26 protein-coding genes and 1 tRNA gene are annotated in these 24855 nt (G+C 70.0%); 9 read left to right on the top strand and 18 right to left on the bottom strand.

The features are described 5' to 3' along the window. Positions 1-67: 67 nt before the first annotated feature. Complete coding sequence (locus tag G6N30_RS04225; protein WP_134060286.1) at positions 68-427, top strand: LPXTG cell wall anchor domain-containing protein; 360 nt, start codon at positions 68-70, stop codon at positions 425-427. Here G6N30_RS04225 and G6N30_RS04220 read toward each other — a convergent pair. Next, entirely contained in the window at positions 406-2370 is a 1965-nt protein-coding gene (locus G6N30_RS04220) for a heavy metal translocating P-type ATPase (protein WP_134060284.1), read from the bottom strand. The genes G6N30_RS04225 and G6N30_RS04220 overlap by 22 nt on opposite strands. Positions 2371-2471: 101 nt before the next feature. Between G6N30_RS04220 and G6N30_RS04215 the strand changes: the two genes are divergently transcribed. After that, entirely contained in the window at positions 2472-2825 is a 354-nt protein-coding gene (locus G6N30_RS04215; protein ID WP_134060282.1) for an ArsR/SmtB family transcription factor, read from the top strand. A gap of 42 nt (positions 2826-2867) precedes the next feature. On the opposite strand, the gene G6N30_RS04210 is transcribed toward G6N30_RS04215, so the two are convergent. After that, positions 2868-2940, bottom strand: a tRNA-Asn gene (locus G6N30_RS04210). 150 nt (positions 2941-3090) lie between these two features. Between G6N30_RS04210 and G6N30_RS04205 the strand changes: the two genes are divergently transcribed. After that, complete coding sequence (locus tag G6N30_RS04205) at positions 3091-3336, top strand: hypothetical protein (protein ID WP_134060280.1); 246 nt, start codon at positions 3091-3093, stop codon at positions 3334-3336. A 13-nt stretch (positions 3337-3349) separates the two neighbouring features. On the opposite strand, the gene G6N30_RS04200 is transcribed toward G6N30_RS04205, so the two are convergent. From G6N30_RS04200 to G6N30_RS04190, 3 genes are all read right to left on the bottom strand, one after another. Further along, a complete protein-coding gene (locus G6N30_RS04200) occupies positions 3350-3643 on the bottom strand; it encodes a DUF7155 family protein (protein ID WP_134060278.1) in 294 nt (97 codons plus the stop codon). Positions 3644-3712: 69 nt separating this feature from the next. Then, positions 3713-5641 carry a DNA primase gene (gene dnaG / locus G6N30_RS04195; RefSeq protein WP_134060276.1) on the bottom strand — a complete coding sequence of 643 codons (1929 nt, stop codon included), beginning with the start codon at positions 5639-5641 and terminating at the stop codon, positions 3713-3715. A gap of 4 nt (positions 5642-5645) precedes the next feature. Beyond that, on the bottom strand, positions 5646-6917 hold the full coding sequence (locus tag G6N30_RS04190) for a deoxyguanosinetriphosphate triphosphohydrolase (protein ID WP_134060274.1): 1272 nt from the start codon (positions 6915-6917) through the stop codon (positions 5646-5648). A 73-nt stretch (positions 6918-6990) separates the two neighbouring features. Here G6N30_RS04190 and G6N30_RS04185 point away from each other — a divergent pair, with 73 nt between their 5' ends. After that, entirely contained in the window at positions 6991-8994 is a 2004-nt protein-coding gene (locus tag G6N30_RS04185; protein WP_134060273.1) for a TPM domain-containing protein, read from the top strand. Positions 8995-9003: 9 nt separating this feature from the next. On the opposite strand, the gene G6N30_RS04180 is transcribed toward G6N30_RS04185, so the two are convergent. Further along, positions 9004-10413, bottom strand: coding sequence for a glycine--tRNA ligase (locus G6N30_RS04180; protein ID WP_134060271.1), 1410 nt, complete (start codon positions 10411-10413; stop codon positions 9004-9006). Positions 10414-10506: 93 nt separating this feature from the next. On the opposite strand from G6N30_RS04180, the gene G6N30_RS04175 reads away from it, so the two are divergent. Next, entirely contained in the window at positions 10507-10866 is a 360-nt protein-coding gene (locus G6N30_RS04175) for an ArsR/SmtB family transcription factor (protein WP_134060269.1), read from the top strand. Then, on the top strand, positions 10863-11267 hold the full coding sequence (locus G6N30_RS04170) for a Fur family transcriptional regulator (protein WP_134060267.1): 405 nt from the start codon (positions 10863-10865) through the stop codon (positions 11265-11267). The genes G6N30_RS04175 and G6N30_RS04170 overlap by 4 nt, the downstream gene beginning before the upstream one ends. Here the strand turns inward: G6N30_RS04170 and G6N30_RS04165 are convergent. The 3 genes from G6N30_RS04165 to recO are packed head-to-tail and all read right to left on the bottom strand — an operon-like array spanning position 11256 to position 13385. Further along, positions 11256-11684 carry a hypothetical protein gene (locus G6N30_RS04165; RefSeq protein ID WP_134060265.1) on the bottom strand — a complete coding sequence of 143 codons (429 nt, stop codon included), beginning with the start codon at positions 11682-11684 and terminating at the stop codon, positions 11256-11258. The two genes, G6N30_RS04170 and G6N30_RS04165, sit on opposite strands and share 12 nt — an antisense overlap. After that, positions 11684-12580 (bottom strand): decaprenyl diphosphate synthase, encoded by an 897-nt coding sequence (locus G6N30_RS04160; protein WP_134060350.1) that lies wholly within the window; start codon positions 12578-12580, stop codon positions 11684-11686. The genes G6N30_RS04165 and G6N30_RS04160 overlap by 1 nt, the downstream gene beginning before the upstream one ends. Continuing rightward, positions 12555-13385, bottom strand: a complete 831-nt coding sequence (gene recO / locus G6N30_RS04155) for a DNA repair protein RecO (protein ID WP_134060263.1) — start codon at positions 13383-13385, stop codon at positions 12555-12557. The genes G6N30_RS04160 and recO overlap by 26 nt, the downstream gene beginning before the upstream one ends. Before the next feature lie 63 nt (positions 13386-13448). Between recO and G6N30_RS04150 the strand changes: the two genes are divergently transcribed. Further along, positions 13449-14891 carry an amidase gene (locus tag G6N30_RS04150; protein ID WP_134060261.1) on the top strand — a complete coding sequence of 481 codons (1443 nt, stop codon included), beginning with the start codon at positions 13449-13451 and terminating at the stop codon, positions 14889-14891. On the opposite strand, the gene era is transcribed toward G6N30_RS04150, so the two are convergent. From era to G6N30_RS04125, 5 genes are read right to left on the bottom strand one after another with little or no spacing between them, the layout of a single operon-like run. Beyond that, positions 14888-15787, bottom strand: a complete 900-nt coding sequence (era, locus tag G6N30_RS04145) for a GTPase Era (RefSeq protein ID WP_134060259.1) — start codon at positions 15785-15787, stop codon at positions 14888-14890. The two genes, G6N30_RS04150 and era, sit on opposite strands and share 4 nt — an antisense overlap. Further along, complete coding sequence (locus tag G6N30_RS04140; protein WP_134060257.1) at positions 15784-16101, bottom strand: cytidine deaminase-like protein; 318 nt, start codon at positions 16099-16101, stop codon at positions 15784-15786. Before G6N30_RS04140 ends, era begins: the two co-directional genes overlap by 4 nt. Then, positions 16094-17401 carry a hemolysin family protein gene (locus G6N30_RS04135; RefSeq protein ID WP_134060255.1) on the bottom strand — a complete coding sequence of 436 codons (1308 nt, stop codon included), beginning with the start codon at positions 17399-17401 and terminating at the stop codon, positions 16094-16096. Before G6N30_RS04135 ends, G6N30_RS04140 begins: the two co-directional genes overlap by 8 nt. After that, positions 17398-17931, bottom strand: a complete 534-nt coding sequence (gene ybeY, locus G6N30_RS04130) for an rRNA maturation RNase YbeY (RefSeq protein ID WP_134060253.1) — start codon at positions 17929-17931, stop codon at positions 17398-17400. The genes G6N30_RS04135 and ybeY overlap by 4 nt, the downstream gene beginning before the upstream one ends. 5 nt (positions 17932-17936) lie before the next feature. Further along, positions 17937-19031 (bottom strand): PhoH family protein, encoded by a 1095-nt coding sequence (locus G6N30_RS04125; protein WP_134060251.1) that lies wholly within the window; start codon positions 19029-19031, stop codon positions 17937-17939. A 126-nt stretch (positions 19032-19157) separates the two neighbouring features. Here G6N30_RS04125 and G6N30_RS04120 point away from each other — a divergent pair, with 126 nt between their 5' ends. Next, positions 19158-19745 (top strand): DUF998 domain-containing protein, encoded by a 588-nt coding sequence (locus G6N30_RS04120; protein ID WP_134060249.1) that lies wholly within the window; start codon positions 19158-19160, stop codon positions 19743-19745. Here the strand turns inward: G6N30_RS04120 and G6N30_RS04115 are convergent. The 3 genes from G6N30_RS04115 to hrcA are packed head-to-tail and all read right to left on the bottom strand — an operon-like array spanning position 19716 to position 22709. Then, complete coding sequence (locus G6N30_RS04115) at positions 19716-20462, bottom strand: 16S rRNA (uracil(1498)-N(3))-methyltransferase (RefSeq protein ID WP_134060247.1); 747 nt, start codon at positions 20460-20462, stop codon at positions 19716-19718. The two genes, G6N30_RS04120 and G6N30_RS04115, sit on opposite strands and share 30 nt — an antisense overlap. Positions 20463-20464: 2 nt before the next feature. Next, positions 20465-21616: a molecular chaperone DnaJ gene (gene dnaJ, locus G6N30_RS04110; protein ID WP_134060245.1), complete on the bottom strand. Its 1152-nt coding sequence runs from the start codon at positions 21614-21616 to the stop codon at positions 20465-20467. 49 nt (positions 21617-21665) lie between these two features. Further along, a complete protein-coding gene (gene hrcA, locus G6N30_RS04105; RefSeq protein WP_134060243.1) occupies positions 21666-22709 on the bottom strand; it encodes a heat-inducible transcriptional repressor HrcA in 1044 nt (347 codons plus the stop codon). 162 nt (positions 22710-22871) lie between these two features. Here hrcA and G6N30_RS04100 point away from each other — a divergent pair, with 162 nt between their 5' ends. Beyond that, a complete protein-coding gene (locus tag G6N30_RS04100) occupies positions 22872-23186 on the top strand; it encodes a type II toxin-antitoxin system VapB family antitoxin (RefSeq protein ID WP_011560844.1) in 315 nt (104 codons plus the stop codon). 60 nt (positions 23187-23246) lie between these two features. Here G6N30_RS04100 and G6N30_RS04095 read toward each other — a convergent pair whose 3' ends face one another. Next, entirely contained in the window at positions 23247-24719 is a 1473-nt protein-coding gene (locus G6N30_RS04095) for a hypothetical protein (protein WP_134060241.1), read from the bottom strand. Positions 24720-24855 lie beyond the last annotated feature (136 nt).

Raw genomic sequence — 24855 nt, 5'->3', positions numbered from 1 at the left:
ACGCATCCGTGCCCTCGGCCGATCTCCTACGCTGACGCACGACACATCCCCGATCGAAGGAGTACCGATGGCGTGGTTCCTGGCGATGCAAGGACCGCCCAGCAAGCTCGGCCAGTCGCTGATGTATGAGCTGGCCGAGTCGGCCGACAGGCAGAAGCTGGCCGAGGAGATGTCCAGCGCCGCGACGCTGGACCGGGTCGTCCCGGTGCCCGCCGTCTTCGGCGCGAACCGCCAGGAAGTGACGCTCTACGTCCGCCCCGCCGCCTGGGGGGTGTGGGCGTTCTACGAGATGTCCGACGAGGAGCGGCGCCAGATGGTCGCGGCCGCCAACCCGATCATGAGCGCACTGGCGCAGGCTGCCAAACAGCAGCAGGCCGGCCAGCCGCAGCGGGGCCAGGGCCCGGGTCAGCCGCCGCTGGGCCTCTGAGGCATCGCGGCGCGCCGCCACGCCCGATTCGTCAGCAGCCGTAAGCCGTTCAGCGCGACAAGGATCGTCGAACCCTCGTGTCCGGCCACGCCGAGCGGTAACGGCAGGTGTCCGAAGAGGTCCCAGACGACGAGCACGCAGATGGCGCTGGCGGCGATGACGAGGTTGGCCTTGACGATCCGGCGGGCCCGCCGGGCCAGGGCGATGACTGCCGGGATGGCCGCGAGATCGTCGCGCACCGTGACCACGTCGGCGGTGTCGAGGGTGAGGTCGGCACCGGATCGGCCCATCGCGACGGCGACGTCCGCCGCCGCCATCGCCGGTGCGTCGTTCACCCCGTCGCCGACGACCAGGACGCGCTGCCCGTCGCGTTGAAGCGCGGCCACCGCACCGACCTTGTCCTCGGGCAGCAGTTCGGCACGGACGTCGTCGATGCCGACGGTCCCGCCGAGGTGGGTCGCGGCCGCTCGGTTGTCACCGGTGAGCAGGACGGGGCCGGCGTTGGTCATCGCCGCCATCGCCTGCACGGCCGCCGCGGCGTCCGGTCGTGTGCGGTCGTGCAGTTCCATGACGCCGGCGGGTTCGCCGTCGACCACGACGAGGACCGCGGTGCCGCCGCGCGCCTCGGCCGCGGTCACGGCCGCAATCCGCTGTCCGGACAACCCCTTTGGGCTCGCGACCTCGACGCGCCGGTCGCCGACGCGGGCACGGACCCCCCTGCCCGGCAGCGCGTGGAAGTCCTCGGCGGCCCCGATGGTCAGCCCGCGTTCGCGGGCGGCGGCGACGACGGCGCGCCCGAGTGGGTGCTCGCTGCCGGTCTCCGCGCCGGCGGCGAGCGCGAGGACAGCGTCGGCCCCCATCCGGTCGGGCCGCAGGGCGACGATGCCGGTGAGTTGCGGGCTGCCGGTCGTCAGGGTGCCCGTCTTGTCCAGCGCGACGGTGGTGGTGTCCGCCAGGCGTTCCATCGCCACCGCCGACTTCACGAGGACGCCGTGGCGCCCGGCGTTGGCGATGGCGCACAGCAGGGGCGGCATGGTCGCGAGCACCACCGCACACGGCGACGCAACGATCATGAACGTCATCGCGCGCAGCAGCGTCGACTGCAGGTCCGCCCCCGCGAGGAGCGGGATCGCGAACAGCGCCAGGGTCGCCGCCACGACCACCACCGAGTACCGCTGCTCGACCTTCTCGATGAACAACTGCGTCTGAGCCTTGGTCGCCGACGCCTCGGCGACCAGGGCGACGATGCGGGCCACCACCGTCTCCGAGGCGTCGCGGGTCACCGAGATGCGCAGTGCACCGGACCCGTTGAGGGTGCCCGCGAAGACCTCGTCGTCGACGTTCTTGGCGACCGGCAGCGGTTCGCCGGTGATCGACGACTGGTCCACGTCGGATGCGCCGCCCACCACGACGCCGTCGGCCGAGACCCGCTCGCCGGGCCGCACCACCACCACGTCCCCCGCGCGCACGTCCCGGGCGAGCACGGTGCGCTCGGCACCGTCGGTGTCGACGATCACCGCCCGCTCCGGCGCCAGGTCGAGCAGCCCGTTGACCGAGTCCTGCGTGCGCCTGGTCGCCACGTCCTCGAGCGCGCCCGAGGTGGCGAAGATGATGATCAGCAGCGCCCCGTCGAAGATCTGCCCGATCGAGGCGGCGCCGATCGCGGCCACCACCATGAGCAGGTCCACGTCGAGGTTCCTGGCGCGCAGCGCCTGCAGCCCCTCCCACGCCGGCGCCCAGCCGCCCGCGGCGTAGCAGGCCAGGTAGAGGGTCCACCACACCGGCGGCGGCGCGCCGGCCAGCTGTGCGGCCAGCCCGCCCGAGAACAACGCCAGCGCCAGCGCCGCCCAGCGCACCGACGCCACCGACCACAGCCCGCTGAGCGGTCGCCGAGCTCGTGTCACAGCGACGTCGCCGGGCGGTGCGAACGTGGTCAGGGTCATCGCTGCCTCTTCTGCCGACGGGAACGGGATGTACAGATATATACATGTAGAACTCTACATGTGTCATATCCTCGTCGGCGGCTGTGCTTGAATGACTGCTTATGGGACATGGCGTCGAGGGCCGGGCAACGCCACCCGCGACGCTCGACGCGGCGTCGGCCCTGAAGGTCGCCGAGACGCTGCAGGCGCTCGCCTCGCCCAATCGACTGCTGATCCTGACGCGGCTGCGTCAGTCACCGTGCACGGTCACCGACCTGTCCGCCGCGGTCGGGATGGAACAGCCCGCGGTCTCGCATCAGCTGCGGCTGCTGCGCGCGCTCGGGCTGGTCACCGGCGATCGGTCCGGCCGCAACATCGTCTACCGGCTCTACGACACCCACGTCGCGCAGTTACTGGACGAGGCGATCTATCACATCGAACATCTGCGGATGGGCGCCCGGGACACCACCGCCTGAAACGGGCGGTGAGCACACGCCGGCTTCCCGGCGTGTGATGGGCTCCCCCGGCTGGACTCGAACCAGCAACCCTTCGGTTAACAGCCGAATGCTCTGCCAATTGAGCTACAGGGGACTGCGGTTGTCCGCGTGAGCTTTCCGCGCGGACCGAGGGATGACTCTAGCCTATGGACCGGCGCCGCCGCCAACGCGCTCCCCGGCCCGGCGTGAACCGCCCGACATGAGGCAGGATGGGAGGCACGCACCGTCGAGTGGAAGGGCCTTCGTGATCGGGTATGTGGCCGTGATGGCCGTCGGATATGTGTTGGGCACCAAGGCAGGCCGGCGCCGCTACGAGCAGATCGCGGGCACGTATCGCGCGGTGACCAGCAGCCCGGCCGCCAGAGCGGTCATCGATACGTCCCGACGCAAGATCGCCGAGCGAGTGTCGCCGGATCCGCAGCTGACCACGCTGACGCCGATCGACGAGAAGACCACGGTGCTGCACCCCGAGGCGCAGACCGAGAAGTGAGGCGCGGGGACGGCTAGTTGCCGATGCCCCGGTCGATGGTCGTGCCGGGCAGCAGTGGACCCGTGCTGATCCCGATCCCGTTTCCGCCGAAAGCGACCTCGGGTGTCCCGACGGCAACGCCGTTGCCGTTCGAGTAGGACAGGCACTTGCCGTCGTCCTTGTTGCCGAACCATGCCAGGCACGCGGGACCGGCCTGCGTTGCCTGCTCAGGGGCGGAGGTCAGCGCGGCGGCCACCGGCGCGGCCACCGCGGCCGCGGCGAATGCGCCGATCGCGACGGAGCGCCGGATCCGAATCATGGTTGCCACAGAAGCTGCCTTCCCTCGCCGTTCCCCCAACGGGTGTATAGCGCGCTCACCATATCGCGTTACACGCCCTCACGCAGTCATGTCGTCGCCGCTGGCCTGTTCGAGCAGGCTGCGGCGGTATGCCTCCATCGCCACCAGGTCGCCGAACAGCGCGTGGTACTCGTCGCCCTGGTCCACCGGCGACATCCGCTGCAGCTTCGACTTCACCTCGGCGATCTGGCGGCCCACCCACACCTCCTGCAGCCGGGCCAGCACCCCGCCCACATACCGGGGCAGCTTCTCGTCGTCCTCGACGCGGATCGCCTCGACGCTGAGCTCGTTGACCAGGTTGGCCGCCTGCGGGCTGCCGGTGTGCTCGCGCACCACCTCGATCCACTGGGAACCCGAGACGCCGGCCGACGCGCCGCCCGCCGCCTCGATCGCCGCGCGCACGGCCTGGTACCCGGGATGGGTGAAGCTCTCGACGGTCAGCGCGTCGAAGACCGGACCCGACAACGCCGGATACTGCAGCGCCGACTTGAGCGCCTCACGCTGCGGCCACAGCGTCGGATCGGCCGGGTCCGGCCGCACGCCCTCCGGCGCGCGCGCCCGTCGCGGCTGCGGCTGCTCCCCCGCCGTGCGGCGGCGCCCCCCGCGCTCGGGCAGACCACGCTTCTGGGCCTCCTCGCGGACCCGCGTCAGCACCTGGGCGTCGTCGGCCCAGCCGACCCAGCCGGCGAGCCGGCGCGCGTACTCGTCGCGCAGCATCGGCTCCTTGATCCGCGCCACCATCGGCACGCAGCGGCGCAGCGCGTTCACCCGGCCCTCGGCGCTGTCCAGGTCGTGTTCGGCCAGCGCCGTGCGGATCGCGAACTCGAACAACGGCGTTCGCCGCGCCACCAGGTCGCGCAGCGCCCCGTCACCGAAATGAAGCCGGATGTCACACGGATCCATCCCGGCCAATTTCTCTTCTGCAGCCACCGCGACGAACGACTGCCCGGCCAGGTTCTGTTCACCCTCGAACGCCTTGATCGCGGCCGCCCGGCCCGCCGCGTCGCCGTCGAAGACGTAGATCAGCTCGCCGCGGAAGAAGTTGTCGTCCATCATGAGTCGCCGCAGCATCGACAGGTGCTCGTCGCCGAATGCGGTGCCACAGGACGCGACCGCCGTCGTCACCCCGGACAGGTGCATCGCCATCACGTCGGTGTAGCCCTCGACCACGACGGCCTGATGCCCCTTGGCGATATCGCGTTTGGCCAGATCGAGCCCGAACAGCACCGAGGACTTCTTGTACAGCACTGTCTCGGGGGTGTTGACGTACTTGGCCTCCATCGGATCGTCGTCGAAGATACGCCGCGCGCCGAACCCGATGACCTCTCCCCCGGCGGCCCGGATCGGCCACAGCAACCTGCGGTGGAAACGGTCCATCGGCCCCCGCTTGCCCTCGCGGGACAGCCCGGCAGCCTCGAGCTCCTTGAACTCGAATCCCTTGCGCAGCAGGTGTTTGGTGAGCTTGTCCCAGCCGGACGGGGCGAACCCGCAGCCGAACCGCGCGGCCGCCTGCGCGTCGAAATTGCGGTCGATCAGGTACTGGCGGGCCGGCGCCGCCTCGTCGGAGGACAGCGCCTCGGCGTAGAACTCACTCGCGGCGGCGTTGGCGGCGATCAGCCGGCTGCGGCTGCCCCGGTCACGCTGCACGTTGGTGTTCGACGCCCCGGTGTAGGTGACGGTGTAGCCGATGCGGTCGGCGAGCAACTCCACCGATTCGACGAAGCTGACGTGCTCGATCTTCTGGACGAACGCGTACACGTCGCCGCCCTCACCGCAGCCGAAGCAGTGGAAGTGGCCGTGGTTGGGGCGGACGTGGAACGACGGCGACTTCTCGTCGTGGAACGGGCACAGCCCCTTGAGTGAATCGGCCCCGGCCCGGCGCAACTGCACGTAGTCGCCGACGACGTCCTCGATACGCACGCGCTCACGAATGGCCGCGATGTCGCGATCTGCAATCCGCCCGGCCACCGGGTCAGTCTAGTGGTCTGGGCGAGCGCGCCTCGTGCACTCGTTCCAACCGTCCCTCGGTGTACGACGCGATCTGATCGATCACCACGCGCAACCGGGTGCCGTCGTCCTCGGCGGCCGCGAACTGCGGCGCGAACAACGGATCGAGGCTGCCCGGCGCCTGCCCCCACAGGATCAGCGCCACCTCGTGGATGCGGGTCCGCTGATCGGCCTGGACCCGTAGGTGGCCGTGGTCGGACATGATGAACTGCAGCGCCAGCATCTTCAGCACCGCCACCTCGGCACGCACCAGCGTGGGCACGGCCAGTTCGGTGTCGAAGCGCCGCAGCGGGCCGTCGCCGGCGACGGCCCGCGTCGCGGTGATCGCCGCGTTGGCGAACCGGCCGACCAGTTCACTGGTCATCCGTTTGAGCGCCACCGAGGCGGTCAGCGTGCCGTCGTACTTGCCCACCTCGGCCACCACCGGCATCTCCGAGAGCCGTTCGGCGGCGGCCAGCAGATCATCGGGCGCGAGCGAGGGGAAGGCGTCGGCGCCGAGGCGCGCCAGCGAGGCCGCCGCATCGTCGTCGGCCAGCACCCGCAGGTCGATGCGCCCCGAGACGACGCCGTCCTCCACGTCGTGCACCGAGTAGGCGACGTCGTCGGCCCAGTCCATCACCTGGGCTTCCAGGCAGGGCCGTTCGGGCGGGGCGCCGTCGCGGACCCAGTCGGCCGCGATGGCGTCGTCGTCGTAGAAGCCGAACTTGGTCCGGTCGCCGCGCTGCCACGGATACTTGGTCACCGCGTCCAGCGCCGCCCGGGTCAGGTTGAGCCCCGCGCTCCGGCCCTGCGGGTCAAGCACTTTGGGCTCGATACGGGTGAGGATGCGGAAGTTCTGCGCGTTGCCCTCGAAGCCGCCGAAGGATTTGGCGATGTCGTTGAGCGCGCGTTCGCCGTTGTGCCCGTACGGCGGGTGGCCGATGTCGTGGGCAAGCCCGGCGAGGTCGACCAGGTCGGGGTCGCAGCCAAGGCCGACGGCCATGCCGCGGCCGATCTGGGCCACCTCGAGCGAATGGGTCAGCCGGGTGCGTGGGTTGTCCCCCTCGCGCGGGCCGACCACCTGGGTCTTGTCGGCGAGCCGGCGCAGCGCGGCACAGTGCAGCACGCGGGCGCGGTCGCGCGCGAAATCGGTGCGGTGCTCGGTCCCCGTGCCCGGGAGGACGGCACTCTTCGCCGGTTCGGCCACCAGTCGTTGGCGGTCGAACTCGTCGTAGCCGGCCTGCGGTCGTGGGTTCACCGAGGCACAGTCTGCCAGCACCGTCCGCCCGTCTGATCCAGGTCGTGCTGTGTGCGGCACTACATTGACGACCATGCGCATCACGCGACTGCTCGCCCTGTTGGCCACCGTCCTGACGGCGGGGGTCCTGCTCGCACCGGTGACCGCCGCCGAACCGCCGTTCCGGTTGCCCGGCTACGTCACCGACCAGGCCGGTGTGCTGAGCGCGGCGCAGCGCGGGCAGGTCCAGGAGGCGGTGGACCGCCTCTACACCGACCGCAAGATCCGGCTGTGGGTGGTGTTCGTCGACGACTTCTCGGGCCAGGGTGCGGTCAACTGGGCGCGCAGCACCATGCAGATCAGCGACCTGGGCAGCTTCGACGCGCTGCTGGCCGTCGCGACCGTCGACCGCGCGTACGCGCTGCAGGTGCCCTCGACGGTCTCGGACCTGACCGCCGCGGAGGTCGACGAGGTGCGGCGCAACCAGGTCGAGCCGGCGCTGCGCGACAGCGACTGGGCGGGCGGCGCGGTGGCCGCGGCCGACGGGCTGAACAACGCGGCCGCACCCCGAACGATCGCCTGGGGCGGGATGCTGATCGCGCTGGGCGTGATCGCGGTGGCCGTGCTGCTCCTGTGGGTGTGGGCGCGACGACGGCGCCGGCGGCGGCGCGCGGCCGAGATCGAGCGCGCCCGCCAGGTCGATCCGAGCGATCCCAACGCGCTGGCGTCGGTGTCGCTCGACGCCCTCGACGAACTGTCCAAGTCGATGGTCGTCGAGGTGGACAACGCCGTGCGCACCAGCAGCAACGAGCTGGCACTGGCCGTCGAGGAGTTCGGCGACGAACGCACCGAACCGTTCACCCGCGCCGTCGAGAACGCCAAACAGACACTCGCCCAAGCGTTCACCGTGCGCCACCAGCTCGACGACGCGATCCCCGAGACACCGGCCCAGCGCCGCGACCTGCTGACCCGCGTGATCGTCTCCGCGGCGAAGGCCGACCGCGAACTCGACGCGCAGACCGAGGCCTTCGAGAACCTGCGCGAGCTCGTGATCAACGCGCCGTCGCGGCTGGACGGTCTGACCCAGCGCGTCGTCGACATCACCGCGCGCATCGAACCGGCTCGCCAGAAGCTGGCCGCGCTGCACACCGAGTTCGACGCGGCCGCGCTGACCTCGGTCGCGGGCAACGTCGACGCGGCCGGAGAACTGCTGACCTTCGCCGACCAGAACATCACCCGCGGCCGGGAACTGGCCGCCCGGCCGGTCGCCGGTGCGCAGTCCGAACTCGTCGATGCGGTGCGCGCTGCGGAATCGTCGCTGAGCCAGGCCGATTCGCTGCTCGACGCGGTCGACAGCGCCGCCACCGACATCCGGCGCGCGGCGAACCGGCTGCCCGCGGTGATCGAGGACACCCAGGCCGGCATCCGGCAGGCCGGTGAGCTGCTGGCCGGCGGCAACGTCCCGCAGGGCGCCCAGCTCGAAGCCGCACGCGACGCCGCCGCGGGGGCCGTCGCCACCGCGCAGCGATCCGGCGCCACCGACCCGCTCGGCGCCTTCACCCACCTGACGGAGGCCGACGCCGACCTCGACCGCCTGCTGGCCGCCGTCGAACAGGAGCGCGAAGCCGCCGACCGCTTGAACCGGGCGCTCGAGGAGGCGCTGTTCGTGGCCCGCTCCCGGGTGCGTTCGGTGTCGGACTTCATCGACACCCGCCGCGGCAGCATCGGGCCCGAGGCCCGGACCCGGCTGGCCGAGGCGGTACGCCAGATCAGCGCGGCGGACGCCAAGCGCTCGACCGACCCCGCCGCGGCGATCGCGCATGCGAACGGTGCGGCCATGCTGGCCGCCCAGGCCCAGCAGTTGGCCAACGCCGACGTCCAGTACGCGCAGCAGGCCTACATGGGCCGCTACGGCGGGGGCGGCGGCGGCAACATGGGCGCGATGATCGGCGGCATCCTGATCGGCAACATCCTCAGCGGCGGCATGCGCGGCGGCTTCGGGGGCGGCGGGTTCGGCGGCGGCGGGTTCGGCCCGGGTTCCTTCGGCGGGTCCGGTGGCGGAGGCGGCGGGATGCTCGGCGGCGGCGGCCGCTTCTGACAGCCGCTCCTAGCAGCCCTTGAGCCGCACCGCCAGGTAGTCGCTGACCGCGTCGATCCCGATGCGATCCTGGGTCATCGTGTCGCGCTCACGGATGGTCACGGCGTGATCCTCCAGCGAGTCGAAGTCCACGGTGATGCAGTACGGCGTGCCGATCTCGTCCTGGCGGCGGTAGCGCCGGCCGATCGCACCGGCGTCGTCGAACTCGACGTTCCAGGACCGCCGCAGCTCGGCGGCGAGGTCGCGGGCCTTCGGTGACAGGTCGGCGTGGCGCGACAGCGGCAGCACGGCCGCCTTGACCGGCGCGAGTCGCGGATCGAGCCGCAGCACCGTGCGCTTGTCGACGCCGCCCTTGGCGTTGGGCGCCTCGTCCTCGGTGTAGGCGTCGACCAGGAACGCCATCAGCGAGCGGGTGAGGCCGGCCGCGGGCTCGATCACGTACGGCGTGTAGCGGGTGTCGCTGGCCTGGTCGTAGAACGACAGGTCGGTGCCCGAGTGCTTCGAATGCGTGGACAGGTCGAAGTCGGTGCGGTTGGCCACCCCTTCGAGCTCACCCCACGGGTTGCCGGCGAAGCCGAACTTGTACTCGATGTCGACCGTGCGGTCCGAGTAGTGCGACAGCTTCTCCTTCGGGTGCTCGTAGAGCCGCAGGTTGTCGCGGTCGATACCGAGGTCGACGTACCACTGCAGGCGGGTGTCGATCCAGTACTGGTGCCACTCCTTGGCGGTCGACGGCTCGACGAAGAACTCCATCTCCATCTGCTCGAACTCGCGGGTGCGGAAGATGAAGTTGCCCGGCGTGATCTCGTTGCGGAAGCTCTTGCCGATCTGGCCGATCCCGAACGGCGGCTTCTTGCGGGCGGTGGTCACCACGTTGGCGAAGTTGACGAAGATGCCCTGTGCGGTCTCGGGCCGCAGGTAGTGCAGCCCCTCCTCGGTCTCGATCGGGCCGAGGTAGGTCTTGAGCATCATGTTGAAGTCGCGCGGTTCGGTCCACTGGCCCTTGGTGCCGCAGTCCGGGCAGGTGATCTCGTCCATCGGGACGGAATCCGGATCGACTGCGTCATCTCCTTTGGACGCCTTCCGCTCCGCGTACGCCTCCTGCATGTGGTCCTGCCGGTGTCGCTTGTGGCAGTTCAGGCATTCGACGAGCGGGTCGTTGAAGACCTCGACGTGACCGGAGGCCACCCACACCTCGCGGGGCAGGATGATCGCGCTGTCCAGACCGACGACGTCGTCGCGGCCGGTGACCACCGAACGCCACCACTGCCGCTTGATGTTCTCCTTGAGCTCCACCCCGAGCGGACCGTAGTCCCACGCCGACTTCGTGCCGCCGTAGATCTCGCCGGACTGGAAGACGAGGCCGCGGCGTTTCGCCAGGTTCGCAACGGTGTCGATGATCGAAGAAGATGGAGCCACGGTGCAACAGCGTAGTGGGCGCTCAGATCGCCGAACGCCACCGCGTCGGCAGCCGTTGACATGCAGATCGATGCATGTATGGTGGCAGCCATAATGAAAATGGTTTCCAGAACCGCGCCGCCGGACTCCCACGAGCACGGCACCGCACCCCTGCCGGAACTGCCGACCCGCGAGGTCCTCGACACCGCCGGTGAGTTGCTGCGTGCCCTGGCCGCGCCGGTGCGCATCGCGATCGTGCTGCACCTGCAGCATTCGGCGCGCTGTGTGCACGAACTCGTCGACGCGCTCGGCGTGCCGCAACCGCTGGTCAGCCAGCATCTACGCATCCTCAAACAGGCGGGCGTCGTGGCCAGTGAGCGCTCGGGCCGGGAGGTGCTGTACCGCCTCGTCGACGCGCATCTGGTGCACATCGTCACCGACGCCGTCGCGCACGCCGCCGAGGACACGCGGTGAGCCCGGCACCGGTCCGCGCGACCCGGCAGCGGGCCGCGATCGCCGAACTGCTCGAACAACTCGACGACTTCCGCTCCGCCCAGGAACTGCACGACGCGCTCAAACAGCGCGGTGAGGGCATCGGGCTGACGACGGTCTACCGCACCCTGCAGTCGATGGCCGAGGCCGGACTGGTCGACACCCTGCGCACCGACACCGGCGAGTCGGTCTACCGCCGGTGCTCGGCCGACCACCACCACCACCTGGTGTGCCGGACCTGCGGGGCCACCGTCGAGATCCAGGGCGGTCAGGTGGAGACGTGGGCCGCCGACATCGCCCGCGAACACGGGTTCTCCGACGTCAGCCACACCATCGAGATCTTCGGGGTGTGCGGGGACTGCGCGGTCGGCTCAGCCCGTTAGGTCGCGGCGGATGTCCGCCCCGGCACTGAGCACCAGCAGGATCAGCGTGCGCAGCGCCTCGTCCGACAGCCCGGCCGCGGGGAAGTTGTAGCGCAGCAGCACATCAGCGGCCTTCTTCGAGTTCCGCTTCGCACCCGCCGCGATCTCCTTCGGGCTGCTCTTGGCCGCCAGCGACACCGTGCCCAGCAGCGTGCCGTGGGCATGGTCGGCGACCGCGGTGCGCAGTTTGGCGTCCAGCGGCAGATCCCACGCCAAGATCTGGGTGAGCGACACCAGGTCGAGGCCCTCGGCGATCTCGACCACCCGCAGCGACGCGATCGTCCCGTCGTGGCGCACCGTGAGCGCGCCGTCGGGTTCGCGACTCACCGCGTCGACGAATCCGTCGAGCACGGCGGCCAACCGCGGCTGCAGGTCCATCAGGCGCGCCCGAACCTTCGGTTGCGGCTGACGTACTCCTCGCACGCCGCCCACAGGTCGCGGCGGTCGTAATCCGGCCACAACTTGTCCTGGAAGACGTACTCGGCGTACGCGGACTGCCAGAGCAGGAAGTTGCTCGCCCGCTGCTCCCCCGAGGTGCGGATGAACAGGTCGACGTCGGGGATGTCGGGCCGGTGCAGGTGTTTGGCGAACGCCGCCTCGGTGATCCGGCTGGGGTTCACCGTGCCGTCGACGGCTCCCTGCGCGAGCTGACGCGCGGCCTCGACGATCTCGGTGCGCCCGCCGTAGTTCACGCAGTAGTTGATGGTGATGACGTCGTTGTCGACGGTCATCTCCTCGGCGATGTCGAACTCCTTGCTCACGCTGCGCCACATCCGCGGCCGCGACCCGACCCAGCGCATCCGCACGCCCATGTCGTTGAGGTTCTCGCGGCGGCGGCGCACCACCTCACGGTTGAACCCCATCAGGAAGCGCACCTCTTCGGTGCTGCGCTTCCAGTTCTCGGTGGAGAACGCGTACACCGTCAGGTGTTTGATGCCGATTTCGATGGCCCCGCAGGTGATGTCGATGAGCACCGCCTCGCCCATCTTGTGACCCTCGGTGCGGTGCAGACCGCGCTGGGTGGCCCAGCGGCCGTTGCCGTCCATCACCACCGCGACGTGCTGCGGCACCTGGTCGGCGGGAATCTTGGGCGCGGCGGCCTTGCTGGTGTGTTGCGGCGGGCGGGCGAACCTGCCGTTGGTATTGCGCGGCAGCTCGGGGAACACCACCGGCCACGTCGACTTGTCGGGGAAGGTCGGGTAGTCGTCGGCCGGTGGGTCGAGCTGCGGGAATTGCGACTTCTTTCGCTCAGCTCCCCGCCGCGAGCTGGTCACCCGGTTCGTCACCACGGTGCATATCCTGCCGCAACAGTGAAACCCGGTGGTCAGCGACCGCATGATCGACCCGGTAGACGCGCTCCACCAGCGGCAATGTCCGTAACTGTCGTTCCAGGTGCCACTGCAGATGCGCGGCCACCAGACCACTGGCCTGGCTGCGGTGCGACGACGTCGACGCCTCGGCGGCCGACCAGTCGCCGTCGTGCAGCGCCGACATCAGGTCCAGCACCGCCTGTGGCGGGGTCACCGACCCCGACGGCCGGCAGTGCACGCACACGCTGCCGCCTGCCGCGACGTGGAACGCCCGGTGCGGGCCGGGAGTGGCGCAGCGGGCGCATTCGGTCAGCGCCGGCGCCCAGCCCGCGATTCCCATGGCGCGCAACAGGTACGCGTCCAGCACCAGCTCACGCGGCCGGCTGCCGTCGGCGACCGCGCGCAAAGCGCCGACGGTCAGCCGGTGCAGCGCGGGCATCGGGGCCCGCTCCTCACCGGCGAGGCGTTCGGCGGTCTCGAGCACCGCGCACGCCGACGTGTAGCGGCCGTAGTCGCTGACGATGTCGGAGGCGAACGCGTCGATCGCCTGCACCTGGGTGACGATGTCGAGGTTGCGGCCGGGATGGAGCTGGACGTCGATGTGGGCGAACGGTTCCAGCCGCGCACCGAACTTGCTGCGGGTACGGCGCACCCCTTTGGCGACCGCGCGGACCAGCCCGTGGTCGCGGGTCAGCAGGGTGACGATCCGGTCGGCTTCACCCAGCTTGTGTTGGCGCAGCACGACGGCGCGGTCCCGATACAGCCGCATCCGTAGAGTCTCTCACCGCACTGTGACAGAGGCCGCCAAGCACGCCGATTACTCTCGGCAGTGATGCTCGACTCGCCGTTCTCCCGCCCGCCCCGCACCGCCTTCCCCACCCTGACCGACCAGCTGTATGAGCTGGCCAGCGGTGCGGTCACTGCTGCCGAACTGGTGCGCCGATCGCTGGACGCCATCACCGCCAGCCAACCCTCCCTCAACGCTTTTCGGGTGGTGCTGGCCGAACAGGCGACGGCCGACGCGGCCCGCGCCGACCGCGAACGAGCCGCTGGCATCGAGCGCCCGCTGCTGGGGATTCCGATCGCGGTGAAGGACGACGTGGACATCGCCGGGGTGCCCACCCGCTTCGGTGCCGACGGCAACATCCGCCCGGCCCGCGAGGACGCCGAGGTGGTGCGCCGGCTGCGCGCCGCCGGTGCGGTGATCGTCGGTAAGACCAACACCTGCGAACTCGGCCAGTGGCCGTTCACCAGTGGGCCCGCGTTCGGCCACACCCGCAATCCGTGGTCGCGCGACCACACCCCCGGCGGCTCGTCGGGCGGCAGCGCCGCGGCCGTGGCCGCCGGTCTGGTCACCGCGGCGATCGGCTCCGACGGTGCGGGCAGCGTGCGGATCCCCGCCGCCTGGTGTCACCTCGTCGGCATCAAACCGCAGCGGGGCCGCATCTCCACCTGGCCGCTGCCCGAGGCGTTCAACGGCATCACCGTCAACGGCGTGCTCGCACGCACCGTCGCCGACGCCGCACTCGTCCTCGACGCCGCGTCGGGCAACGCACCGGGCGACCTGCACCGGCCGGAACCGGTCCGGGTGTCGGACTACGTCGGACGCGCCCCCGGCCCGCTGCGGATCGGGATGTCCACGAAGTTCCCGTTCACCCTGTTCAGGGCCAAGCTGCACCCCGAGATCCGCGCCGCCATGCACACCGTGGCCGGCCAACTGCAGGAACTCGGCCACACCGTGAAGCCCGCCGACCCCGACTACACCGTCGGCATGTCGTGGAACTTCCTGTCGCGCTCCACATCCGGGCTGCTCGACTGGGCGGACCGGCTGGGACACGACGTCGTCTTCGACAAGCGCACGAAGGCCAACCTGCGCACCGGCCGACTGTTGAGCGAACACGTGCTGCGCAAGGCGCGAGCCAAGGAGGCCGCGGCGCAGCGGCGCATCGGCTGGGTGTTCAACATCGCCGACGTGGTGCTGGCGCCCACCACGGCACTGCCCGCACCACCGGTGCACGACTTCGACGGGCGCGGCGGACTGTCCACCGACCGCGCGATGATCAAGGCGTGCCCGGTGACGTGGCCGTGGAATCTGCTGGGCTGGCCGTCGATCAGCGTGCCCGCCGGCTTCACCTCGGACGGGCTGCCGATCGGTGTCCAGCTGATGGGGCCCGAAGCCAGCGAGCCACTTCTGATCTCGCTGGCCGCCGAACTCGAGGCGATCAACGGCTGGGTGACACGCCAACCCCCGGCGTGGTGGGCCCCGTCTCCCTAAAAACCCAGCCGGCCAAGCTGTTTGGGGTCGCGCTGCCAGTTCTTGGCGATCTTGACCCGCAGGTCGAGGTAGACCTTCGTCCCGAGCAGCTTCTCGATCTGCGTGCGGGCGGCGGTGCCGACTTCACGCAGCCGCGCCCCGCCCTTGCCGATCACGATGCCCTTCTGGCTGTCGCGTTCGACGTAGAGGATGGCGTGGACGTCAATCAGGTCGTCACGGCCTTCGCGCGGGTTGACCTCGTCGATGACCACGGCCAGTGAGTGCGGCAGTTCGTCGCGCACCCCCTCGAGCGCGGCCTCTCGGATGAGTTCGGCCATCAGCGTTTCCTCGGGCTCGTCGGTCAGTTCGCCGTCGGGGTAGAACGCCGGGCCGGGCGGTAGCTTGTCGGCCAGCACACGGGTCAGCACGTCGAGTTGTTCACCGGCGGTCGCGGACACGGGGACGATCTCGGCCTCCGGGCCGACCAGTTCGCTGACCGCGACGAGCTGGGCGGCGACCCGGTCTCTGGGCACCTTGTCGATCTTGGTGACGATCGCGATGAGCGTGGTCCTCGGCGCGACGGCGCGGATCTGCTCGAGGATCCACCGGTCCCCCGGCCCGATCGCCTCGTCGGCGGGGATGCACAGGCCGATCACGTCGACCTCGGAGTAGGTGGTTTTCACGAGATCGTTGAGCCGTTGACCAAGCAGCGTCCGCGGCCGGTGCAGTCCGGGCGTGTCGACGAGGATGATCTGGAAGTCGTCGCGGTGCACGATGCCGCGGATGGTGTGCCGCGTGGTCTGCGGCCGGTTCGACGTGATCGCCACCTTCGCGCCGACGAGCGCGTTGGTCAGCGTCGACTTACCGGTGTTCGGCCTTCCGACGAAACACACGAATCCCGAACGGAACTCGCTCACACGACCGTCCCCGCGCGGTCGGTGACGATCACCGCGGCGTCGGCGGACAACTCACGCACCGCGGCCACCCCGGCATCGTCGGGCGAACCGCCGACCAGCACCGCCGCCTCCAGACCCGCGGCTCCGCTCGACACCGCCGCGGCGACCGCGGCCTGCAGGGCGGTCAGCGACAACGCGGACAGACCCACGGGCGCGCCAGCGTAGGTGCGGCCGTCGAGGTCGCGCACGGCCGCGCCGCTGCCGGCCTCCGCGCGCGCCATCGCGCCGCGGGCCAGCACCACGAGTTTGGTGTCCTCGGGGTCGAGTTCAGTCACCGCGTTCCTCGGTTTCGTCGTCGTCGGGTTCGGGTTCGGTGGGGCTGATCAGCACGGTGCCGATCCGGACCCGGCCGCGGTGGTCGGGGCCGCCTTCGGCCTTGAGGCGCAGGCCGTCCCAGGTGACCTCGGCGCCCGGCAGCGGAACGCGGCCCAGTTCGTAGGCCACCAGACCGCCGACGGTGTCGACGTCGAGATCTTCGGCGAACTCGATGTCGTACAGCTCGCGGAGATCTTCGATCGGCAGCCGCGCCGACACCCGGTACTCCCGGTTGCCCAGCTCCTCGACGGGCGCCACCTCGTCGGTGTCGTACTCGTCGGCGATTTCACCGACGATCTCCTCGAGCACGTCTTCGATGGTCACCAGCCCGGCGATGGCGCCGTACTCGTCGACCAGCAGCGCCATGTGGTAGCGGTCGCGCTGCATCTCGCGCAGCAGTTCGTCGAGCGGTTTGGAGTCCGGGACGAACACCGCGGGGCGCATCACCTGCACGACGGTGGTGTCGCGGCCGCCGTTGACGGAGTAGTACGTCTGCTGCACAAGGTCTTTGAGGTACACCACGCCGACCACGTCATCGACGTTCTCCCCGATGACGGGGATGCGGGAGTGCCCGCTGCGTACCGCCAGGGAGGTGGCTTGGCCGGCTGTCTTGTCACTTTCGATCCACACCATCTCGGTGCGCGGCACCATCACCTCGCGCGCCGCGGTATCGCCGAGTTCGAACACCGACTGGATCATGCGGCGTTCGTCGTCGGCCACCACCCCGCGCTGCTGCGCGAGGTCGACGACCTCACGCAGCTCGATCTCGGAGGCGAACGGACCGTTACGGAAGCCGCGACCCGGCGTGAGCGCGTTGCCGATCAACACCAGCAGGCGGCTGATCGGGGTGAGCAGCACCGAGATCGCCTGCAACGGAAGCGCGGTGTACAGCGCGATGGGATAGGCGTTCTGCCGCCCCACGGTGCGCGGTCCGACGCCGACGGCGACGAAGCTGGCGACCACCATGATGCCGGCGGCCGCGGTCAGTCCCCAGCTGACACCGAGGTGGCCGTCCAGGTAGGCGGCCAACAGCACCGTGGCGGTCACCTCGCAGCTGATCCGCAGGAGCACGATGAGGTTGATGTAGCGGGGGCGTTCGTTCATCACCCGCGACAACCGGACCGCGCCCGGACGTTCGTCGCGCACGAGTTCCTCGACGCGGGCCATCGACACGGTGCTCAGGGCGGCGTCGATCGCCGCGAACAACCCACCGAAGGCGACGAGGGCGATGACTCCGATGAGCTGCGGTAGTCCGCTCATTCGTCGAAGTACCGGGACTTGTCCAGCAGCCGCCGGTCCCGCTCGGTCTGGCGGTCGACGTGGTAGGCCTCGACCTGGTCGGCCACCCATCCCTCGAGGAGTTCACGCTGCAACCCGAACATCTCTTTCTCCTCGTCGGGTTCGGCGTGGTCGTAGCCCAGCAGGTGCAGCACGCCGTGCACGGTCAGCAACGCCAGTTCGTGGCCGAGCGAATGTCCTGCGGTCTCGGCCTGTTTTGCGGCGAACTCCGGGCACAGCACGATGTCGCCGAGCATGGCGGGACCGGGTTCGGGCGCGTCGGGGCGGCCGCCGGGTTCGAGCTCGTCCATCGGGAAGCTCATCACGTCGGTGGGCCCGGGCAGGTCCATCCACCGCATGTGCAGATCGGCCATCGCCGACGTGTCGAGCAGCACCATGGACAGCTCGGCGGCCGGGTTGACGTTCATCTTGTCGATGACGAATCGGGCGACGCTGATCAACTCCTCTTCGGAGACGTCGATGCCCGATTCGTTGGACACCTCGATGCTCATGCGCGCTACCGCCGGGGCCGGCCGTTGGACGCCCGCCGCTGGGCCCGGTTGAGCTGTGCGGGCTCCTCGAACCGGGCGTAGGCGTCGACGATCTCGCCGACCAGGCGGTGCCGGACCACGTCGGCGCTGGTGAGCTCGGCGAAATGGATGTCGTCGATGTTGTCGAGGATGCGCATCGCCGCCCGCAGCCCCGACTCGGCGCCGCCGGGCAGGTCCATCTGCGTGATGTCACCGGTGACGACGATCTTCGAGTTGAAGCCCAGGCGGGTCAGGAACATCTTCATCTGCTCGGCGGTGGTGTTCTGCGCCTCGTCGAGGATGATGAAGGCGTCCGAGATCGTCCTACCCCGCATGTACGCCAGCGGTGCGACCTCGATGACCCCGGCGCTCATCAGTTTCGGGATGAGCTCGGGGTCCATCATGTCGTGCAGCGCGTCGTAGAGCGGCCGCAGGTAGGGGTCGATCTTCTCGCTCAGCGTGCCGGGCAGGAAGCCGAGGCGCTCACCGGCTTCCACGGCGGGGCGGGTGAGGATGATGCGGCTGACCTGTTTGGTCTGCAGTGCGCTGACCGCCTTGGCCATGGCCAGGTAGGTCTTGCCGGTGCCGGCCGGACCGATCCCGAACACGATGGTGTGCTGGTCGATGGCGTCGACGTAGTGCTTCTGGTTCAGCGTCTTCGGGCGGATCGTCTTCCCGCGCCGCGACAGGATGTCGAGGGTCAGCACCTCGGCGGGCGATTCGTTGCCGGTGCCGGTGAGCATGGCGACGCTGTGCCGGATCGTCTCCGGGGTCAGCGTCTGGCCGCCCGCGGCGATCGCGATCAGCTCGGAGACCACGCGTTCGGCGAGTGCGACATCGGCGGGTTCACCGGTCAGGGTGAGCGCGTTGCCGCGCGCGTGGAGGTCCGCGGACAGCAGCTTCTCCAGTGCGCGCAGATTCTCGTCAGCCGAGCCGAGCAGGCCCATCACGAGGTCGGGCGGAACATCGATGCTGCTGCGTACCGGGGCGCCGGTGCTGGATGGGCCCGTTCTGGAGGTCGGAGCCGGGGTGGAGGCCGGCGAAGACCCGGACGAGTCAGCGTTCGTTTCGCGGGGCGTCACGTGCTGCTTTCTGCCTGCTTTCTGTGTCTGTTCTGGCGCGCTGTTCGACCCGACGGCGGTGTCGTTGCTGGTCCCAGTCTACCGCCGGGTACGACACCGCCCCAATGGTTAACCTGGTGGGCGCCGATGACCCCTCGACCCCGCGCCGCCGCGACCGCCTGGATCCTGGGCGCGGCGGTCTACCTGACGGCCGAGGCGCTCGCCGCCGCGGCCTACCGGCCGTCCTACAGCTACGCCTCCGACTACATCAGCGATCTCGGCGTGCCCGGTCAGCCTCTCGCGGCGCCGATGAACGTCGCGTTCGCTGTCCAGGGCGGTCTGTTCCTGCTGGGTGCGGTCCTGGCGGCGGGCCTGCGGCGCCCCCTGCTGCTGGCCTTCGCGGCGGCCAACGCGGTGGGCAACGTCCTCGTCGCAACCGTGCACGCCGGTGACGGCGCATTGCACCTGGTCGGCGCGGCGCTGGCCATCGTGGGCGGCAATGCGGCCGCGGTGGCCGGCGCGTCGCTGCACCGCGGGGTTCGCTATCGGCGCATCTCCCGGCTGCTCGGCGGCGCCGGGCTCGTCAGCCTCACCGTGCTGGTCGCGCAGGCGTGGGCCGGCGTCGAGGTGCTACCCGCACCGGTGTGGGAACGCGCGAGCGTCTACCCGATCCTGGCGTGGCAGGTGTGCGCGGCGTTCACGATGTCACTGCCAGCGCGGCGTCAGCACGCCTAGGGCGCCCAGGCCGACCGCCGCCGCAGTGGAGGTGCGCAGCACCGTCGGACCCAGCCGGACCGCGTTGGCCCCCGCCGCGGCCAGCGCCTCGATCTCGTCGTCTGCGATACCGCCCTCGGGCCCGACGATCAGCATCACCGATGCCGCCGCAGCCAGTGAAAGCTCGGTGAGCGGCGCGGTCGCCGATTCGTGCAGCACCAGCACCGCCGCGCCGTCGGCCACCGCCGAGGTCACCCGGCCGACCAGCTCGCCCGTCGTCACCACACCGTCGACCGGCGGGATGTGCGCGCGCCGCGACTGGCGCGCCGCCGACCGGGCCACCGACCGCCAGCGCCGCAACCCCTTGTCGACCTTCGGTCCGTCCCAGCGGGCCACACACCGCGCGGCGTGCCAGGCGACCACCGCGTCCGCGCCGGCCTCGGTGGCCAACTCCACCGCGAGCTCCGAGCGCTCCGATTTGGGAATGGCCTGCACGACGGTCACCGCCGGGGTGGGCGCCGCGACGGTCCGACGGTCCAGCACCCGGGCGGTCAATCTGCCCTTGGCGGCCTCCTCGACCACGCAGTGCGCCACCGCGCCCGCGCCGTCGCCGAGGTCCAGGTGTTCACCGGGCCGGGTGCGCCGGACGTTGGACGCGTGGAAACCCTCGTCGCCGTCGACGACGACGAGATGGCCGGGCTCCGGGACCGCGTCGACGTAGAAGAGCGGCCGGCTCAAGGTCAGCGACCGGTGAACGTCTCGCGAAGCCGACTGAACAGCCCGCCGGCGTTCGACGAGGCCGGTGAGCTGCTGGTGCGGACCTCGGCGACGTCGCGGCTGCGGTGCTCCTTGAGCTGGCGCAACAGTTCGATGTCGGTGTGGTCGAGCCGGGACGGCACCACGACGTCGATGTGGGCGTGCAGGTCGCCACGGACCCCCGAGCGCAGATGCGGCATCCCGTGGCCGCGAAGCGTCGTCACTGCGCCGGGCTGGGTGCCGGCCGCGATGGTTAGCTCGATGGGCCCGCCGAGGATGTCGTCGACGCTGACAGTGGTGCCCAGCGCGGCGTCGACCATCGGCACCGACACCGTGCAGTGCAGGTCGTCGCCGTCGCGCACGAACACGTCGTGCGGTTTCTCGTGCACCTCGACGTACAGGTCGCCGGCCGGACCGCCGCCGGGGCCGACCTCGCCCTGCGCGGCGAGCCGCACGCGCATCCCGTCGCCGACACCGGCCGGGATCTTGACGCTGATCTCACGCCGGGCGCGGACGCGGCCGTCCCCGCCGCAGCGGTGACACGGATCCGGGATCACCTCGCCGACACCGCCGCACACCGGGCACGGACGGGTCGTCATCACCTGACCGAGCAGCGAGCGCTGCACCGTCTGGATCTCGCCGCGCCCGCCGCACGTGTCGCAGGCCACCGGCGTCGAGTTGCCGTGGGTGCCCTTGCCGTGGCACAGGTCGCACAGCACCGCGGTGTCGACGGTGACCTGCTTGGTCACACCGGTGGCGCACTCCGCCAGGTCGAGTCGCATCCGCAGCAGCGAGTCGGAGCCGGGCCGGACCCGGCCGATCGGGCCGCGCGAGGTCGCGCCGCCGCCGAAGAACGCCTCGAACACGTCACCGAGACCACCGAATCCGCCGCCGAATCCGTTCGCCGAGGCGCCCGCGCTCTCCAGCGGGTCACCGCCGAGGTCGACGATGCGCCGCTTCTCCGGATCGGAGAGCACCTCGTAGGCGGCGCTGATCTCCTTGAACCGGGCCTGGGCCTCCTCGTCGGGATTGACGTCGGGGTGCAACTCGCGGGCGAGCTTGCGGTAGGCGCGTTTGATCTCCTGATCGCTCGCACCCTTGCTCACCCCGAGCAGGCCGTAATAATCGCGTGCCACGCTTGACCTTTCAGTTGCCGGTGACTTCCCGGCGGTTTCCGTGCCGGTGTTACCGGCTGCCTAAGACTTCGCCGATGTAGAGAGCAACCGCCGCGACATTGGCGATAGTTCCCGGATAGTCCATACGAGTGGGCCCGACCACACCCATTCCGCCGTAGACCTTGCCCGAACTGCCGTACGCGGTGGTGACCACCGACGTCCCGGCCATCTGTTCGGCCTCGGTCTCGTGCCCGATCCGCACGGTGACCTTGCCCGCCTCCTGCTGGGCGGCGAGCAATCGCAGCACCACCACCTGTTCCTCGAGGGCTTCGAGGACCGAGCGCAGCGAGCCGCCGAAGTCGGCGGTGGCGCGGGTCAGGTTCGCGGTCCCGCCGAGGAGCAGCCGCTCCTCGGTGTGTTCGACCAGCGTCTCGACCAGGATCGTGGCCGACCGGCCGACGGCATCGGCCAGCCGGTGCGACATCCCGGGGCTGCCGGTGAGGTGCGAGGCCAGGTCGGAGACCGCCACCGACGCCGCGGACAGCCGCTTACCGTCCAGCGCCTGGCCGAGCAGATCGCGCAGGGTCGCCAGCTCGTGTTCGTCGATGGCGTCGCCGAGTTCGACGATGCGCTGGTCGACGCGCCCGGTGTCGGTGATGACCACCAGCAGCAGCCGCGCCGGCGTGAGTGCCACCACCTCGAGATGGCGCACGGTGGAGGTCGACAGCGTCGGGTACTGGACGATCGCGACCTGGCGGGTCAGCTGCGCCAGCAGCCGCACCGCCCGGCGCAGCACATCGTCGAGATCGACGCCGCTGTCGAGGAATTTGAGGATCGCGCGCCGCTCCGCCGACGACAACGGTTTGACGTCGTCGAGGCGATCGACGAATTCGCGGTACCCCTTCTCGGTGGGCACCCGGCCGGAGCTGGTGTGCGGCTGGGTGATGTAACCCTCGGCCTCCAGCACGGCCATGTCGTTGCGGACGGTCGCACTGGACACCCCGAGATTGTGGCGCTCCACGAGAGACTTGGATCCGATCGGCTCCTTGGTGGCGACGAAGTCGGCGACGATGGCACGCAGTACCTCGAAGCGACGGTCGTCGGCACTACTCATTCTGTTCACCTACCTCTCCCGCGGGACCACAGCGCAGTTCGTATCCAGTTTACGGTGCTCAGCGGCTGTGTTACCCATCGTGGGTGGTAGGCATGCCTACCCTGCGGCGCTCGCTCGGCTAACCTTCCTCGTGGAGGGGGCAGAGCTACCGAAGGCGCGTCGATGATCTTCAAGGGTGTTCGCGACGGGAAGCCTTACCCCGAGCACGGTCTGAGTTATCGCGAGTGGTCGCGGATCCCGCCTCGGCAGATCCGGCTGGACGAGATCGTGACCACCACGACGGTGCTGGCACTCGACCGGCTGCTCTCGGAGGACTCCACCTTCTACGGCGACCTCTTCCCGCACGCGGTGCGCTGGCAGGGCGTGATCTACCTGGAGGACGGCCTACACCGCGCGGTCCGCTCGGCGCTGCGGAACCGCACCGTGCTCCATGCCCGGCTCTACGACATGGACGTGCCGTACTCCCAGCAGATCTAGCCGCCCCGTGACGAGATCGGGCCCCCTCCGAAGGGAGGGGGCCCGGCTCGTTGCGGGGTGTTACTCGGCGGCGCCGGACTTGGCGCTGGATCCGGAATCGGACGTGGCGTCCGACTTCGGATCGGCCTTCGAATCGGCCTTCGCATCAGTCTTCGAATCGGCCTTCTCCGAGTCGGACTCGGAGTCCTTGGCGTGCTTCGGCGTCGAATCCGACTCGCTCTTCGTCGCTTCCTTGTTGCTGGCGTGGCGACCGCCGGTCACGGCGTTCTTGAAGCCGTCCTGCGCGTTCTTGACTGCCGCGGCCACCTGGTCGCTGACGGCCTTGAACGGGTCGCGGACGTCCTTGACGTCCTTTGCGGGAGCAACCTCGGCACCCTCCTCCAGCACGACGTCGCCGGCGGTGACCGGTGCCTCGGCGGCGGGCACCTTCTCGTCGGCAACGACCTCGACGTTGACGAGTCCGGCCTTGCCTGCCGTCGCGGAATCGGCGGCCTCGATGGCGGCCAGAGCGGGCTCCGTCGCTTCCTCACCCGCCGGGAGGTCGAGGGTGACGACCTTGGCGGTCGAGGCGGTCGAGGCGGTCACGGGCGGGGCGAGAGCGGCCGCGATCGCGCGGGGCAGCCGGACCAGGAACTGGTCGATGGTGCCGAGCGGCGAGAACACACCCTGGAACGCTTCGGTGGCGTAGGTGAGCGGGTTGCCGTCCTCGTCGTACGTCAGCACCGGCCGGTACCCGTTGAGGAACGCGCCGGTCGCGATGCCGGGAGCGTTCACCAGTGCGGTGAGCGCCGCTTCGTAGTCACCGTTCTCGACGGCCTTGGACACCGTCTCGGCGATGTTGGCCAGCGCGAAGCTCAAGGTGATCGGCGGAGCGAGCAGACCCCGGGTGATGGCCACCGCGTTGCCGCGGGTGAAGAGCGAATCCCACACGTCGGCGGCGTTCTGCAGCATGTCTCCGGGGATGCTCAGGGGCGCGAGCAGCGGGATGCCGATGTTCTCGTAGCCGATCAGCAGCGCACTCTCGATCTCGGCCCAGGCGGCGGTGATGTCACCCGACGCGAGGTATTCCTGGGCAGCGGCGAGCCGGGTCTCGAAGAGGGTGCCCGTGCGCTCGATGCCCTGGATGGCGCCGAGGATGCCGGTGCCACGCTGCCGCGGCGGTGCGTCTGCCGGTGCCGGCGCGCCGATGATGGTGTCCGCGTAGGTGGAGAGGTTCTCGATGATCTGGCTCAGGATCGGGAACGGCTGATCGGTGAGCGACGCCGCGAGTGCCTCGAAGTTGGTGAACGCGTTCGCGAAGTTGTCCTCCCACACCGCAACCGGATTCGCGAGAATCGGGTTGGCGTCCGCCGTCATCTCGTAGGCGCGCTGCTGGATGTCCGAGACACTCGGCGCCACGGGGGTGACGGCCATCGCGCCGGCGCCCACCATCGCGACGCTTGCGAGCAGCAACTTGTTGGGGCGCGGCGCGGTGTGTGCCAGAGCCATCTGCGGCTCGGGGCATGACGCGGCGGGACGAAGGGCTAGTTGCACGAAATCTCCTTAAAAGTGGGTAGCCGCCACTGAGGGCGCGCACGGACGCTAACTGAGATTTCACTAAGACGCAATAGGGTCGCCTAACCTTATTCAGCCAGGCTTAGTACCTCACTTTTGCTGCGGATTCGCGAAA

The sequence above is a fragment of the Mycolicibacterium litorale genome, assembly GCF_010731695.1.
GTDB classification, from domain to species: domain Bacteria; phylum Actinomycetota; class Actinomycetes; order Mycobacteriales; family Mycobacteriaceae; genus Mycobacterium; species Mycobacterium litorale.
This window is presented reverse-complemented; position numbering and strand designations above follow the sequence as displayed.

Coding starts and splice junctions, on each gene's coding strand:
- G6N30_RS04225 (WP_134060286.1), top strand. CDS start 68: ATGGCGTGGTTCCTGGCGATGCAAGGACCGCCCAGCAAGCTCGGCCAG.
- G6N30_RS04220 (WP_134060284.1), bottom strand. CDS start 2,370: ATGACCCTGACCACGTTCGCACCGCCCGGCGACGTCGCTGTGACACGA.
- G6N30_RS04215 (WP_134060282.1), top strand. CDS start 2,472: ATGGGACATGGCGTCGAGGGCCGGGCAACGCCACCCGCGACGCTCGAC.
- G6N30_RS04185 (WP_134060273.1), top strand. CDS start 6,991: ATGCGCATCACGCGACTGCTCGCCCTGTTGGCCACCGTCCTGACGGCG.
- G6N30_RS04175 (WP_134060269.1), top strand. CDS start 10,507: ATGAAAATGGTTTCCAGAACCGCGCCGCCGGACTCCCACGAGCACGGC.
- G6N30_RS04165 (WP_134060265.1), bottom strand. CDS start 11,684: ATGGACCTGCAGCCGCGGTTGGCCGCCGTGCTCGACGGATTCGTCGAC.
- recO (WP_134060263.1), bottom strand. CDS start 13,385: ATGCGGCTGTATCGGGACCGCGCCGTCGTGCTGCGCCAACACAAGCTG.
- G6N30_RS04150 (WP_134060261.1), top strand. CDS start 13,449: ATGCTCGACTCGCCGTTCTCCCGCCCGCCCCGCACCGCCTTCCCCACC.
- G6N30_RS04135 (WP_134060255.1), bottom strand. CDS start 17,401: ATGAGCGGACTACCGCAGCTCATCGGAGTCATCGCCCTCGTCGCCTTC.
- ybeY (WP_134060253.1), bottom strand. CDS start 17,931: ATGAGCATCGAGGTGTCCAACGAATCGGGCATCGACGTCTCCGAAGAG.
- G6N30_RS04120 (WP_134060249.1), top strand. CDS start 19,158: ATGACCCCTCGACCCCGCGCCGCCGCGACCGCCTGGATCCTGGGCGCG.
- hrcA (WP_134060243.1), bottom strand. CDS start 22,709: ATGAGTAGTGCCGACGACCGTCGCTTCGAGGTACTGCGTGCCATCGTC.
- G6N30_RS04100 (WP_011560844.1), top strand. CDS start 22,872: ATGATCTTCAAGGGTGTTCGCGACGGGAAGCCTTACCCCGAGCACGGT.